The sequence below is a fragment of the Kitasatospora sp. NPDC092039 genome (assembly GCF_044756065.1).
Classification (GTDB): domain Bacteria; phylum Actinomycetota; class Actinomycetes; order Streptomycetales; family Streptomycetaceae; genus Kitasatospora.
Genome location: NZ_JBIVSD010000032.1, coordinates 54,926 through 68,604, shown reverse-complemented (window position 1 = coordinate 68,604; position 13,679 = coordinate 54,926). Strand labels below are relative to the sequence as shown.

10 protein-coding genes are annotated in these 13,679 nt (G+C 74.9%); 2 read left to right on the top strand and 8 right to left on the bottom strand.

From position 1 onward, the window contains the following. Positions 1-163: 163 nt before the first annotated feature. Positions 164-1,222: a DNA integrity scanning diadenylate cyclase DisA gene (disA, locus tag ACIQI7_RS37130; RefSeq protein WP_387753192.1), complete on the bottom strand. Its 1,059-nt coding sequence runs from the start codon at positions 1,220-1,222 to the stop codon at positions 164-166. 200 nt (positions 1,223-1,422) lie between these two features. Beyond that, entirely contained in the window at positions 1,423-2,946 is a 1,524-nt protein-coding gene (gene radA / locus ACIQI7_RS37125; protein WP_387752859.1) for a DNA repair protein RadA, read from the bottom strand. A gap of 336 nt (positions 2,947-3,282) precedes the next feature. Between radA and ACIQI7_RS37120 the strand changes: the two genes are divergently transcribed. Continuing rightward, on the top strand, positions 3,283-5,052 hold the full coding sequence (locus ACIQI7_RS37120; protein WP_401118770.1) for a hypothetical protein: 1,770 nt from the start codon (positions 3,283-3,285) through the stop codon (positions 5,050-5,052). A 267-nt stretch (positions 5,053-5,319) separates the two neighbouring features. Here the strand turns inward: ACIQI7_RS37120 and ACIQI7_RS37115 are convergent, their stop codons facing one another. Beyond that, positions 5,320-6,654, bottom strand: coding sequence for a DUF1254 domain-containing protein (locus ACIQI7_RS37115; RefSeq protein WP_401118768.1), 1,335 nt, complete (start codon positions 6,652-6,654; stop codon positions 5,320-5,322). Positions 6,655-6,921: 267 nt separating this feature from the next. Between ACIQI7_RS37115 and ACIQI7_RS37110 the strand changes: the two genes are divergently transcribed. Next, positions 6,922-7,962 carry an NAD-dependent epimerase/dehydratase family protein gene (locus tag ACIQI7_RS37110; protein WP_401118766.1) on the top strand — a complete coding sequence of 347 codons (1,041 nt, stop codon included), beginning with the start codon at positions 6,922-6,924 and terminating at the stop codon, positions 7,960-7,962. A gap of 162 nt (positions 7,963-8,124) precedes the next feature. On the opposite strand, the gene ACIQI7_RS37105 is transcribed toward ACIQI7_RS37110, so the two are convergent. The 5 genes from ACIQI7_RS37105 to ACIQI7_RS37085 all read right to left on the bottom strand — a co-directional run bounded on the left by ACIQI7_RS37105 (position 8,125) and on the right by ACIQI7_RS37085 (position 13,531). Beyond that, positions 8,125-9,174, bottom strand: coding sequence for a family 2 encapsulin nanocompartment cargo protein polyprenyl transferase (locus tag ACIQI7_RS37105; protein ID WP_401118763.1), 1,050 nt, complete (start codon positions 9,172-9,174; stop codon positions 8,125-8,127). A 192-nt stretch (positions 9,175-9,366) separates the two neighbouring features. Then, a complete protein-coding gene (locus ACIQI7_RS37100; protein WP_401118761.1) occupies positions 9,367-10,785 on the bottom strand; it encodes a family 2B encapsulin nanocompartment shell protein in 1,419 nt (472 codons plus the stop codon). 398 nt (positions 10,786-11,183) lie between these two features. Further along, positions 11,184-11,732: a methylated-DNA--[protein]-cysteine S-methyltransferase gene (locus ACIQI7_RS37095; RefSeq protein WP_401118759.1), complete on the bottom strand. Its 549-nt coding sequence runs from the start codon at positions 11,730-11,732 to the stop codon at positions 11,184-11,186. A gap of 113 nt (positions 11,733-11,845) precedes the next feature. Beyond that, positions 11,846-12,079, bottom strand: coding sequence for a hypothetical protein (locus tag ACIQI7_RS37090; RefSeq protein WP_387752839.1), 234 nt, complete (start codon positions 12,077-12,079; stop codon positions 11,846-11,848). 168 nt (positions 12,080-12,247) lie between these two features. Beyond that, positions 12,248-13,531 carry an MFS transporter gene (locus ACIQI7_RS37085; protein WP_401118756.1) on the bottom strand — a complete coding sequence of 428 codons (1,284 nt, stop codon included), beginning with the start codon at positions 13,529-13,531 and terminating at the stop codon, positions 12,248-12,250. Between the last annotated feature and the right edge of the window lie 148 nt (positions 13,532-13,679).

Sequence of the window (13,679 nt, the reverse complement as noted above, 5' to 3'; positions counted from 1 at the left end):
TGCAGATGTCGCAATCCACACCGAGCCAGAAGGCCCTCACTCATTTCAAGATCACCAGGTCGTGAACCCCGTCACTAACCTCTGTGGTCAGTACACCTAGAACCCAAGGCGATTCTCCGGGGGCCGTCGCCGGGTTCCGGCGTCCGTACGGGGGCGCGTCCGGTCAGACGTAGCGCTCCAGGATGGACGATTCGGCAAGGCGGGACAGGCCCTCGCGGACCGAGCGCGCGCGGGTCTCGCCGACGCCCTCGACGGTCTGCAGGTCGTCGATGCTCGCGGCGAGCAGCTTCTGGAGGCCGCCGAAGTGCTCGACCAGACGCTCTATGACGGTGTTCGGCAGGCGCGGGATCTTCGCCAGCAGGCGGTAGCCGCGCGGCGAGACGGCGGAGTCCAGCGACTCCGGGGTGCCCGAGTAGCCGAGCGCCTTGGCGACGGTCTGGAGGTCCAGCAGCTCGGCGTGGGTGAGCGCCTCCAGGTCGGCCAGCACCTCGGTGACCGTCCGGCCCTTCTTGGCGGCCCGCTCCGGGAAGTAGTCCCGGGCGACCAGCTCGCGCTCCGGCTCCACGCCCGCGATCAGCTCGTCCAGCTGGAGCGAGAGCAGCCGGCCGTCGATGCCGAGCTCCAGCACGTAGCCGGCGATCTCGGTGGCGATCAGCCGGACCATCTCCAGGCGCTGGGCCACGGCGGTGACGTCCCGGACCGTCACCAGGTCCTCGATCTCCAGCGCGGAGAGCGTGCCGGCCACCTCGTCCAGGCGCAGCTTGTAGCGCTCCAGCGTCGCCAGTGCCTGGTTGGCGCGGGACAGGACGGTGGTGGAGTCCTCCAGCACCCGGCGGGTGCCGTTGACGTACATCGCGATCAGCCGCATCGAGTGCGAGACCGCGACCACCGGGTAGCCGGTCTGCCGGTTGACCCGCTCGGCGGTGCGGTGGCGGGTACCGGTCTCGTCGGTGGGGATGGTCGAGTCCGGCATCAGGTGCACGCCGGCCCGGACGATCTTGGTGATGTCCTTGTCGAGCACCACCGCGCCGTCGAGCTTGCACAGCTCGCGCAGCCGGGTGGCGCTGAACTCGACGTCCAGCACGAAGCCGCCGGTGCACAGGGATTCGACGGCCTTGTCGAAGCCCAGCACGATCAGACCGCCGGTGTTGGCCCGCAGGACCCGCTCCAGGCCGTCACGAAGCGCGGTACCGGGCGCGATGGCGGTGAGGGAGGCCCGCAGCAGGGCCTCCTCGCGGGAGGCCTTGTCCGCCCCCCGGTCGCTGGCTGCCACGTGACTCCTCCGGTCGACCCGTGCCGCGCGCCTCGCGCCGTGCGCCGGTCCGCGGTCTGTTGCTCTGTCGCTCAGTACCGCTCGGTACTGCCTTCTGGCCAATGAGACTGGGGGAAGTCTAACTGTGTGTGGCTTCGGCAGGGCTTGGGTCAGCGCAGTTCGTCGGAGTCGAGCGGCTCCCAGCCCTCCATCAGCTCCTCGGGGTACGCCGCCGGGCCGGCCGCGGCCCGGGCGGAGCGCGGGGCCGGCGGCGCCGACGGTGCCTCACCGCGGGCCTCGGTGCGCGGCTTGGCGGCGGAGCGGCGGCGGCCCGGGATGGCCCGCAGCGCCTCGCCGATGTCGGCCACCTCGACCACCTTCATGCCCGGCGGCACCTTGCCCGGGTCCGGCGGGACCAGGGCGTGGGTGAAGCCCAGCCGGTGCGCCTCGGCGAGCCGCCGCTGCACGCCCGTCACCCGCCGCACCTCGCCCGCCAGGCCGACCTCGCCGATCGCCACCAGGTTGCTGGGCAGCGGGGTGTCGGTGGAGGAGCTGGCCACCGCGAGCGCCACCGCGAGGTCCGCGGAGGGCTCGGTCAGCTTCACCCCGCCGACCGTCGCGGTGTAGATGTCCTGCTTGCCGAGCTTCACCCCGCCGTGCCGCTCGACCACGGCCAGGATCATCGCGATCCGGGGGGACTCCAGGCCCGAGGTGGTGCGCCGCGGGGAGGGGATCTGCGAATCCACCATCAGCGCCTGCACCTCGGCCACCAGCGGGCGCTTGCCCTCCAGGGTGACGGTGAGGCAGGTGCCGGGGACGGGCTTGTCACGCCTGGTCAGGAAGAGGCCGGACGGGTCGGCCAGGCCGACGATGCCCTCGTCGTGCAGCTCGAAGCAGCCCACCTCGTCGGTCGCGCCGTAGCGGTTCTTGACCCCGCGGATGAGCCGCAGCCGGGCGTGCCGGTCCCCCTCGAAGCTCAGCACCACGTCCACCAGGTGCTCCAGCAGGCGCGGGCCGGCGATCTGGCCGTCCTTGGTGACGTGGCCGACCAGCAGGGTGGCCATGCCGCGCTCCTTGGACGCCCGGATCAGTGCGCCCGCCACCTCGCGGACCTGGGCCGGGCCGCCGGGGGCGCCGTCCAGCTCGGCGGAGGCGATGGTCTGCACCGAGTCCAGGATCAGCAGGCCGGGGTTGACCGCCTCGATGTGGCCGAGCACCGCGCCGAGGTCGGACTCGGCGGCGAGGTAGAGGTGGTCGGAGAGGGCGTTGATCCGGTCCGCGCGCAGCCGGACCTGGCTCGCCGACTCCTCGCCGGTGACGTAGAGCGTGCGGTGCTGCGCGGTGGCCGCCTTGGCGGCGACGTCCAGCAGCAGGGTGGACTTGCCGACACCGGGCTCGCCGGCCAGCAGCACCACCGCGCCGGGCACCAGGCCGCCGCCGAGCACCCGGTCCAGCTCCGGCACGCCCGTCGAGCGGGCCGTCGCGACCTGGCCGTCCACCTGGGCGATCGGGCGGGCGGGCGCGCTGACCGGGCCGGCGGCCGTGGTGCGGATCGGCACCGCGCCGTACTCCTCGACCGTGCCCCAGGCGTTGCACTCCGGGCAGCGGCCGACCCACTTGGGCAGCTGGTTGCCGCACTCGGTGCAGCGGTACGCCGGGCGGGGCTTGGCGGTGGTCTTGGAACGCGGAGGCATGCGGCCCACCGTAGCGCCTGGGTCCGACAGCGACGGGCCGTCCGGCTCGCCCGGCGGCTCGCCGCGCGTCCACACAGATGGGCGATGTTGTTACCCGAAAGAAGTACATACGCGGCGAATGGCCGGGATCAGCCGTCCGCGTTCTCTACCGTCGGACGGGTGACGACGAGAACTGTTGGTCCGACCTGGTCGGGTAGGTCGGGTGGGGCGGGCCGGTCGGGCCGGTCGGGTGGGGCGGGCGCCCAGACTCCGGCGGCCGGGGCGGCTGGTACGACCCGGACGGCCCGGACGGCCGGGCCGCGGGCCGGCGCCGCGCTCGCGGCGTACGACCGGCAGGTGGACGGCCTGTTCACCTACTGCCTCTCGGTGCTCTGCGAGCACGACGCGGCCGCCGACGCCCTGCGCGAGGTCCGCGAGCTGGCGCGGCGGCACGGCGCCCGGTTGGCCGAGCCCGGGCTGCTGCGCGCCTGGCTGTTCTCGCTGGCCCGGTACTGCTGCCTGCGCCGGCTCGCGGGCGACGGCCCGGACGTGACCGGTGCCGGGGCCGGGCGGGCGCCCGGGGCCGAACCGGACGAGGCCGAGGCGGCCCGGCGACGGCGCGAGCTGTCCTCGCTCGCCTGGCCGGAGGCGGCCGGCACCGACCCGGAGCAGCGCGAGGCGCTGGAGCTGTCCGTCCGGCACCGGCTGACCCCGCTGGAGGTCGCGGCGGTGCTGGGCCTGCCGTTCGAGCGGACCCGCGCGCTGCTGGCCGGGGCCGAGGCCGAGGTGGCCAGGACCAGGGCGGCACTGCTGGTGCTCGGGGTGGGCAGCTGCCCGGAACTGGACCGGCTCGGCGGGGCCGGGGCGGAGTCCTGGCGGGACTGGGTGCTCGGCCCGGCGCTGCGGCGGGAGCTGGTGCAGCACGTGGTGGACTGCCCGACCTGCCGGGGGACGGCGGAGCGGGTGGCCGCGAGCGAGGCGGCGGAGGGAACGGCGGGGTTGTCGGGCCTGGCGCTGCTGCGGGCTCCGGCGGACCTTTCCGGGGCGGCCGCGGCCACCGGCGCGGTCTCCGGTCTGACGGCGGCCGCCCGGGGGGCGGAGCCGGGGCCGCGGTTCGACCAGGACGGCTTCCCCCGGCACCGGGCGCCGGACGCGGGGCGCGGGCTGGCGGTGCGCCGGCGGGTGGTGACCACCGGGGTGCTCGCGGCCGTCCTGGCGGCGCCGGTGGTCGCGCTCTGGGCCGGGCACCGGGGCGGTGGCGGGGCCGGGTCGGCGGCCGCGGTCTCGGCGGTGCGGGTGGACGAGACCGGGCGGCCCACGGGGCAGCGGCCGCGGCCCGCGGTGGACGGTCCGGCGGGGCCGGGTGCGTCCCGGATGCCGGGGATGGAGCTGGCGGGAGCCGGGGCCGGGATGGTCGGAGGCGGGGGCGGCGCCGGTGCAGGCGGTGCAGAAACGTTGCTTCCCGGGTTTCCGCGGCTCCTCTTCCAGGGCGCGGTGATCCCCGTCCCGGCCCACGGCGCCACCCCGCTCGACGGCCCCGGCCTGGTCGCCGCGCCGGCCCCGTCGGTCGACCGGGCCTCCGCGACGGGCACGGGCGATCCGGCCCCGGCCGGGCTGCTCACCGTCGAGGCCGGCGAGTACGGCAACCGGACCGTCCTCACCCTCACCAACTCCGGTACGACGGAGATCCGTTGGCACGCGGTGACGGAGGCCGACTGGCTCCGGCTCAGCCGCGACTCCGGCACCCTGGCGCCTGGCCAGCGGATCACCGTGATCGTCACCGTGGACGAGGACCGGGCGCCGACGACTGCCTGGACCGCCCGGATCGAGCTGCCGCCCTCGCAGGCGGTGGTCACCCTGGAGGGCGGGCCGCACAACCGCGGCGGATCGGCCACTTCCCCGGCCGATCCGTCGCCCTCCTCGACTCCCACCTCGACACCGTCCGCCACACCGGTGCCGACCGGGTCCGCCACCGCGTCGCCCACCACGGCCCCCACCGCCTCCGGCTCACCGACGTCGTCCCCGTCGCCGACTCCGTCCGGCTCCCCGTCCCCCTCGGGCGCCACCACGGCGGCTCCCACGTCGGACACCTCGGGCACGGCAACAGCCTCCCCATCGGGGCAGTAACAGCGGGCACAGCCCGCCCGGCGCCGCACAGGAAGTCGACCCGACCGACTTCTCGTGCACGGCAGACGCGTGCTTCGGCCGACCGGGCTTCCCTGCACAGGACGCGCGAAAAGTCCGGCCCGCCGACTTCCCACGCGAACACGGCCACGACAACGCCCACCCCGAACACCTCGGACACGGCAACAGCGGACACAGCCCGCCCGGGCGCCGCACAGAACGTCGGCCCGGCCGACTTCTCGCGCGGGCGCCCCGGTGGGGGCGGGGTGGTCAGAGCCGGTGGATCGGCGGGACCTGGTAGGTGCCGTCCAGGACGGCGGGCTCGGGCTGGTAGATGCGGAGGATGGGGCGGAACTCGCCGGGCGGGGTGGGGAGCCAGTTGGCGGCCGCCGCCGGGTCCTCGGGCTGGTCGTGCTGGAGGGTCAGGGTGAGGGAGCCGTCCTCGCCGTGGACGAGGCCGGGGGTGCGGTCGCCGATCGAGTAGCGGTCGATCGGGTTCTCCACCAGGTAGTAGTCCGGGACGGAGTACATCGTGACGGACCAGAACGCCCCGGCCGGGGGCGGCTGGTCGAAACGCAGGGTGTAGCGGTGCGCGCCGGTCAGCGGCCGCCCGTCGGAGTCGTCGTAGGTCATCGCGTACGAGGCCTCGTAGGCGTGGTTGCCCCAGAGGCCGGCCCGGGCGGCGGCGGCCCGGCTGAGGTAGGCGGCGCGGCGGTCGGGGATGCGCCACTCGGGGTCGTCCAGGGTGCCGGGGCCCAGGTGGTCGGTGTTGTAGTCGAAGAGGTGGAGCGCGCTGCGCCACTCGCCGGGCGGGTGGTCCTCGGGCGGGCGGGTGGCGTCCTCGACGCGTTCCCGGCCGGCGGCCAGGCCCTTGGCCAGCGCGAGCGTCCACTCGGGGGCGGCCGCGCGGTACGGCGAGGCGCCGTCGTCCAGCAGGCCGAGCGGGGCGAAGCGGCGCTGGTACTCGATGTCCGTGGTGGCGGGCGGGAAGGCCTGCATCCAGACCCGCATCCGCTCGAAGAAGGCCAGCCGCTCGGGGACGTCCCCGTCCGGCTCGGGCAGTCCGGCGACCAGGCCGCCGGGTTCCAGCGGCTCCAGTTCCAGGGCGGCCTGGAGGGCCCGGACCCGGGGCAGGTCGTCCGGGCCGGTGCAGGCGAAGCGGCCGACGAGGGTGCCGACGGTGGTCGGCAGCTCGATCACCCGGCTGGGGTCCGGCGGGGTGCCGTGCCAGCCGGGCGGGACGATCAGCCAGGTCTGCGCGCCGGTGCCGGTGGCCCGGCGGCCGAGGTAGGCGACGTTCTCCGTCCAGGCGTCGATGAACTGCAGCACGTAGTAGGCGCCCGCGGTGTCCGGGACGCTCAGCACCTGCGGGCCCTCGGAGAGGTCGAGCTGGGCGATCGAGTAGACGGTGTCGTTGTTGACCGAGACGAAGTCGTCGGCCGGGCCCGCCAGCCGGGTGGCGTGGCTGACCTGGTTGAACGGCGCCGCCGGCAGGGTGCCCAGGCCGCCCCGGGCGAAGCGCTCGACCATGGTGAGGCCGGCGACCAGCGGGTAGCCGTAGACGTACGCGTCGGCGGCCAGGGCCTCCAGCTCGGGCTGGTTCATCGCGGGTCCTTCGTCCGGGGCGGGCGGCCGGTCGGCGGAACCGCTCGGCGTCCCGCGGCCGTTCGGGCCGGCTGCGGCGGGTGGGTCCGCCGTCCGGGTCGTGCACCGGGCCGGGGTGCGGTCGCCGAGCGCGGTACACATCGGATGCTAAGCGGGGCCGGGTGGGGCGGCACGTCGGATCGGCCGCCGCGCGGCATCCGGTGGGCCGCGGTCTGCTGACCGCGAATCCGGGCGTACGGGCGGGGCGGCCGGGAGAGGCTCGTCGGCATGAAGATCCTTCTGCTGGGCGGCTCGTCCTTCCTGGGGCGGGCCTACGCCGCCGAGGCCCTCACCCGGGGCCACCGGGTCACCACCTTCAACCGCGGCCGCAGCGCCGCGGATCTGCCCGGCGTCGAGACCGTCCGGGGCGACCGCGACAGCGCCGAGGACCTCGCCCGGCTGGTCGAGGGGCGCAGCTGGGACGCCGTCGTCGACACCTCCGCCCAGCAGCCCGCCCAGGCGGCGCTCAGCGCCCGGCTGCTGCGCGGGCGGGCCGGCCACTACACCTTCGTCTCCTCCGTGCACGCCTTCGCCGACTGGCCCGCCCGGGTGGTCGACGAGGACTCCGCACCGTACCCCTGCCCCGCCGACACCCCGCCCGGCCAGCCGCCCGGCAACGCCCTGAAGGCGGGCTGCGAACGCGCCGTGCTGGAGGGGTTCGGCGTCGGGCGCACGCTGGTGCTGAACAGCGGGCTGCTCGTCGGACCGTACGAGTTCGGCGGCCGGCTGCCCTGGTGGCTGGAGCGGATGGCCCGCGGCGGCCGGGTGCTCGCCCCGGGGGACCCCCAGCGGACCATGCAGGTGATCGACGTCCGGGACTTCGCCGGCTTCGGGCTGGACCTGCTCACGGCCGGAACGGCGGGGCGGTTCGTCACCACCGCGCCGCCCGGCCGGCTCACCTTCGGCGAGTGGCTGGAGACCTGCCGGGAGGTCGCGGGCGCCGCGGGCACCGAGCTGGTCTGGGTACCGGACGGGCCGCTGCTCGCCGAGGGGCCGGACCAGGTCGGCGCGTGGGTCGAACTCCCCTTCTGGGCGCCGGACCTGCCCGAGCTGGCGGGCGCCTGGCTGGCCGACACCGGCCGGGCGGAGGCGGCCGGGCTGCGCTGCCGGCCGTTCGCCGAGACGGCCCGGGACACCTGGGAGTGGCTGCGGACGCGCGGACCGGCCGAGGACACCGACGCCGAGGGACGCAAGGGGCGGCCGGGGGCGGCGGTCCGGCAGGGCATCGAACCCGCCAAGGAGCGACGGCTGCTGGCCGCCTTCGGCTGACCGCCGACAGCTGTCGGCCTCCGTCGGCCGACCGCTCGGCCACCCGGACAGCAGAGTGGGAAGTCGACCGGGCCGACTTCCCACTCCGGTGGGCGCGTTGGACGCCGGCGGCCTCGCTCAGTGCGTGCGACCGGCCGCATCGGACACCGCGGCCGACCCCGCTCAGTGCGTGCGGCGGGTGACCAGCTCGGCGAGCGCCAGCAGTTCGTCGGCTGCGGCCGGCTCCGGGACGGCGGCGGCCAGCTGCGCCATCGCCGTGGCCATCCGCTCGCAGGACTCGCCCTGCGCCCAGCCGCGCCCGCCGGCCGCCTCGACGGCCGCCGCGCACTGCGCCAACTCCTCAGCGGTCAGCGGGCGTTCCAGCGCGTACAGCTCGGCCAGCGCCTTGCCCTCGACGGTGCCGGACCCCAGCGCCGCGACCACCGGCAGCGACTTCTTCCGGGCGACCAGGTCCGCGCCGACCGGCTTGCCGGTGACCGCGGGGTCACCCCAGATTCCGATCAGGTCGTCGATCAGCTGGAAGGCCAGGCCGATCTCCCGCCCGAAGCCGTCCAGGGCCTGCGCCGCGTCCTCGGAGGCGCCCCCGTACAGGGCGCCCATCGCGCAGGCGGCGCCGAGCAGGGCGCCGGTCTTGGCCTCCGCCATGGCCAGGCACTCGGACAGCGAGACGTCGTTGCGCCGCTCGAAGGCGCAGTCGATCTGCTGGCCCTCGCAGAGCTCGACCACGCAGTCCGCGAGCCGGCGGATCGAGCCCTGGGCGGCCGGGTGGCCGTCCTCGGCGAGCAGGCGCAGCGCGAGGGAGTGCATGGCGTCCCCGGCCAGGATGGCCTCGGTGGTGCCGAACACCCGCCAGGCGGTGGGCCGGTGGCGCCGGGTGTCGTCCCGGTCGATGACGTCGTCGTGGAGCAGGGTGAAGTTGTGCACCAGCTCCACCGCTGCTGCCGCGGCGACGGCCTCGCCGGGCTTGCCGCCCAGCGCCTGGGTGGCGGCCAGGACCATGGCCGGCCGGATCGCCTTGCCGGCGGAGGCCTCGGCCGGGGTGCCGTCCGCCTCCCACCAGCCGAAGTGGTAGCCGGCCACCTTGCGCATGGTGCCGGGCAGCGAGTCGACGGCGGCCCGCAGGACCGGATCGACCAGGGCGCGGGTACGGGCGAGGATGTCCGCCGCCTCGTGCCCCTCTTTGTGGTCCCGCTCCAGCATGGGACTCGTCATGGGTGTCTCCCCCTGTCGGGCGCCTGTCGTGGGACGGCCCGCCGACGGCGGGCCGGAGTTGCGCCGCGGGCACGGTCGTACGCGCCGCGGCCGCCTCGGGCCGGGCCCGTACGCACCGGGGCGCGCCGTCCGCCGCAGCCGCCCAACGGCCCTCGGCGGACGGCGCGGCCCGGCGACCGGCCCCGCGGACCGTCAGTACTGCGCGATGTCCACGTTCTCCAGGACGCCGACCGCGTCCGGTACCAGGATCGCGGCGGAGTAGTAGACGCTCACCAGGTAGGAAATGATGGCCTTCTCGTCGATTCCCATGAACCGCACCGAAAGGCTCGGCTGGTATTCGTCCGGAATCCCGGTCTGGTGCAGACCGATGACGCCCTGGTTGTCCTCGCCGGTTCGCATCGCGATGATCGAGCTGGTGCTCCCGACGATCGGGATCTTGTTGCACGGGAAGACCGGGACCCCGCGCCAGGACATGAGCTGCTTGCCCTCGACCTCGACCGTCCCCGGGTAGAGGCCGCGCTTGTTGAGCTCCCGGCCGAAGGCGGCGATGGCCCGGGGGTGGGCCAGGAACATCCTGGTGCCGCGGCGGCGGCTGAGCAGCTCGTCCATGTCGTCCGGGGTGGGCGGGCCGGAGTGGGTCTGGAACCGCTGGTCGTACGCGGCGTTGCCGAGCAGGCCGAACTCGGGGTTGTTGACGAGCTCGTGCTCCTGGCGCTCGCGCAGGGCCTCGATGGTCAGCCGGAGCTGGTGCTCGGTCTGGTTCATCGGCTGGTTGTAGAGGTCGGCGACCCGGGTGTGCACCTTGAGGATGGTCTGCGCGACGCTCAGCTCGTACTCGCGCGGCTTGAGCTCGTAGTCCACGAAGGCGCCGGGCAGCTCGTACTCGCCCTCGTGGCCGGCGGAGAGGTCGATCGCGGCCTCACCGTGCTTGTTCTGCGCCTGCTGGAAGCCGTTCAGGTACTCGATGACCTGGAGCTGGAGCGCCTCGGAGCGGTCGTGCAGCTCCTGGAAGGCGGGCCAGGGCAGCGTCAGCACCGTGCCGGACGTCGCGGCGCGGACGGTGTACGGCCAGTCGCCGCCGTCCTGCCGGATCGCCTCGTCGCCGAGGTGGTCGCCGTCGGCGAGGGAGCCGACCACCGTCTCCTCGCCGTACTTGCCGGTGCCCAGCCGGTCGAGCTTGCCGTGCGCGATCAGGAAGACCTCGGTGATCGGCGACCCGGCCCGGACCAGGACGTCGCCCGCGTCGAAGTCCCGCTGCACGAAGCGCGCGGCCAACTCCTCCAGCAGGGCCTCGTCCTGGAAACCGCGCAGCACCGGCACCTCGACCAGCGTGGGCGGGACGATCCGCACCTCGGCCCCGGTCTTGACGAAACTCACCCGGCCGCGGCCGACCGAGTGGCGCAGGCGGCGGTTCACCCGGTAGGTGCCGCCGGACACCTGCACCCAGGGCAGCTTCCTGAGCAGCCAGCGCGGGCTGATGCCCTGCATCTGGGGGGCGGACTTGGTGGTCGTCGCGAGGTTCCGCGCGCCCGCCGTGCTCAGACTCTGCTGCTGCCGGAGGTCCGACTGCGCACCGGGCGCGGGAATACCGGCATTGGTTTCGGTCGACATGGGGGAGCCCTTCGCATATCCCGATGAAGTGTCGCCTTGCACATGCGTGTTGCAGCTTCATGGTGGGCCCATTCGAGGGCGACCCGCAATCACTCGTTCGAGTGGTTCAGAATGCCCAAACAAATAGTACGAATAGATCACCCGATCGATATTCGTTCGACTATTTATTCGAACATATCGGGGTTCCGCACGTCAGCCGGGTCTCGGCCCGGCCTCGGCCGGGCGCCGGGCACGCGCCTCGTCCGCGCCTCGACCGGCCCCATCCTCCCCCATGCGGGCCCCGGCCCGCGCCACCCTCCGACACGCTCCGCACGTGCCTCGCCGACCACCGGCCACGGCCGGCCCCTCGCCGACCGTCGGCCACGGCCGGCCCCTCGCCGTCGGCGGCCCCGCCGTCGCTACAGCGGGCCGTTCCAGTCCAGGGTGGGCTCCAGCACGCCCTCCAGGGTGAGCAGCCAGCGCTTCACCTCGATCCCGACCCGGCCGCCGCCGAAGCCGCCGAGCCCGTCCGCCGCCACCACCCGGTGGCAGGGCACCAGCAGGGGGACGGGGTTGGCCGCCATCATCTGCCCGACCGTGCGGGCGGCCAGGCCGGGCTCCGCGACGTCCTCGAACACCCCGCTGCGGGCGGCCAGTTCGCCGTAGGTGATGGTCCGGCCGTACGGCACCTCGCGCCAGAGGGTCCGCAGCACCGCGCGGTGCGGGCCGGAGCTCAGGCTCCAGTCGATCGGCAGGCCCAACTCGCGGGTGCGGCCCGCCAGGTAGGCGCCGATCCGCTCGGTGACGACGGCGACCTTCGACGCGTCGGTGCACGCCGGCGCCTCGCCCCCGCTCGGCCCGGTGTACCCGGCCGAGGCCACGCCGAGCGGGGTCACCGCGATGTGCATCGGCCCGCTGGGCAGCGGCGTGGGCACGGTCAGCCAGGACATCGACCAGGACTGCGGCACGCTCGGGCCCCCACCCTCCGCCGGACCGGCCGCCGGCCACCCCGGCACCCGGGGGGCGTCCCCGCCCCGCGCGCCATCGTACGGCGGGCGGCCGGCGGCACGGGCGGCTCCGGTCAGAGCTGCCCCTTCAGCGCGCGGGCGTTCGACGCGCACCAGTGCACCAGTTCGGCGCGGACCGGGGCGCGGCCCTCGCACAGCACGGCGAGCTGTTCGTCGTTGATCCGGTTGGGCCCCGGGATCTCCAGCAGGTACGCCAGTTCCGCCAGGACGGTGGCGAGCCGCTCCGCGTCCGCGTGGTCCAGGGTGACCGCGGACTCGTGGTGGCTGATGGTGAGCGAGCCGGGCATGATCGACCTCCTCCGTCACCCCCGCCCTCCACCGTACGACCGGGTCGGCCGCCCCGCCCGCCGCGGAGGCCTACGTGCGCGGGAGGGGCAGCCGGTTGCGCTCCGGGGCCGGCCGGGCGCGGTGCGCGGTGGGCCGGGGGTGCGCCCCGGAGCCGTCCGAGGGGTTGGTCAGCTGTCCGGGCCCTCCTCCCAGCGGCGGTTCCGTACCGCCGGTACGGCCAACACTACGGCCCCGGCCGCCAGTTGCCAGACAGCCCCGATCAGCAACACGGTGTCCGCGCCGAACCGGCCCGCCAGCGGTCCGGCCGCCGCCAGCCCGAGCGGGCCGAGGGCGAAGGAGCCCAGCACGCCGAAGGCCGTCATCCGGCCGAGCAGTTCGACCGGCACCCACTTCTGCGTGGTGGTGCTGTACAGCGTCCCGCAGACCGCCGAGCCGACCCCGGCCACCAGCGCGCCGGCCGCCACCCAGGGCAGCCCGGCCCCGGCCGCGAGCGCCCCGGAGGGCACCGCCCAGGCCAGCGCCGCCACGGACGCCACCGCGAGCGGACGGGCGGGCGCGCGGCCGAGCATCAGCAGGCCGCCCAGCACCGCGCCGGCGCCGTACCCGCCCATCACCAGGCCCCAGGCCCGGGCGCCGCCGAGGTCCCGCTGGGCGAGCAGCGGGCCGAGTACCAGGAAGGGGGCCCACACCAGCAGGTTGAACAGGCCGGTCTGCACGGTGGTGATCCACAGCCAGGGGCGGGCGGCGAACTCCGACCAGCCGGCCCGGACGTCCCGGACCATCGACTCCCCGCCGGCCGCCGCCGGCCGCGCCGGCAGCCGCAGCCCGGCCAGCGCGACCGCGCCGACGCCGTACGTCACCGCGTCGGCCAGCAGCACCGCCGCCGGGCCCCAGGCGGCGGTGACCAGGCCGGCGGTGGCGGGGCCGACCACGGTGGACACCGAACGGGCCAGCCCGAGCAGGGTGTTGGCGTCCGCCATCAGTTCCTTGCGGCGCACCAGGTCGGGCACGATCGCGCCGAAGGCCGGCATGAACAGCCCCTCGCCGACCCCCCAGACCGCCACCAGCGCGACCATCGCCCAGACCGGCGCGTGCCCGGCCGCCAGCAGCCCGGCGAACAGCGCCTGGACCAGGCCGCGCACCACGTCCGAGCCCAGCATCACCCGGCGGCTGCCGAGCCGGTCCGCGATGACCCCGCCGGCCAGCAGCACCAGCACCACCGGGAGGATCCGGGCCGCCATCACCCACCCCAGGTCGGTGCCGCTTCGCGCGGTCCCCTCTCCCCCGGTGTCGAGCACCGCGAAGGCCACCGCGACCGGCGCCATCGAGGAGCCGACGAGGGAGGTCGTGTACCCGATGAAGAAGCGGGTGAAATCGCGCTCGCCCAGCACGGCGAGACGGTCTCCCGGGCGCCTTCGGCGGGCCGGGATCCGGTCTGTGTCCACTGCCATGGGCAGCCAGTCTGGGGTTCGACGGGAGTGCGGTTCAAGGGTTTCCGGGAGAAAACCTGAGTCTTTTCGCATCAATTCCGCCGAGGCGGTCGACAACCGCAGTAAATACCCCGTCGAAAGGCCTCTCACCTGCTGCTTGCTAGCCGTT

Coding starts and splice junctions, on each gene's coding strand:
- radA (WP_387752859.1), bottom strand. CDS start 2,946: ATGCCTCCGCGTTCCAAGACCACCGCCAAGCCCCGCCCGGCGTACCGC.
- ACIQI7_RS37115 (WP_401118768.1), bottom strand. CDS start 6,654: ATGAACCAGCCCGAGCTGGAGGCCCTGGCCGCCGACGCGTACGTCTAC.
- ACIQI7_RS37110 (WP_401118766.1), top strand. CDS start 6,922: ATGAAGATCCTTCTGCTGGGCGGCTCGTCCTTCCTGGGGCGGGCCTAC.
- ACIQI7_RS37105 (WP_401118763.1), bottom strand. CDS start 9,174: ATGACGAGTCCCATGCTGGAGCGGGACCACAAAGAGGGGCACGAGGCG.
- ACIQI7_RS37100 (WP_401118761.1), bottom strand. CDS start 10,785: ATGTCGACCGAAACCAATGCCGGTATTCCCGCGCCCGGTGCGCAGTCG.
- ACIQI7_RS37090 (WP_387752839.1), bottom strand. CDS start 12,079: ATGCCCGGCTCGCTCACCATCAGCCACCACGAGTCCGCGGTCACCCTG.
- ACIQI7_RS37085 (WP_401118756.1), bottom strand. CDS start 13,531: ATGGCAGTGGACACAGACCGGATCCCGGCCCGCCGAAGGCGCCCGGGA.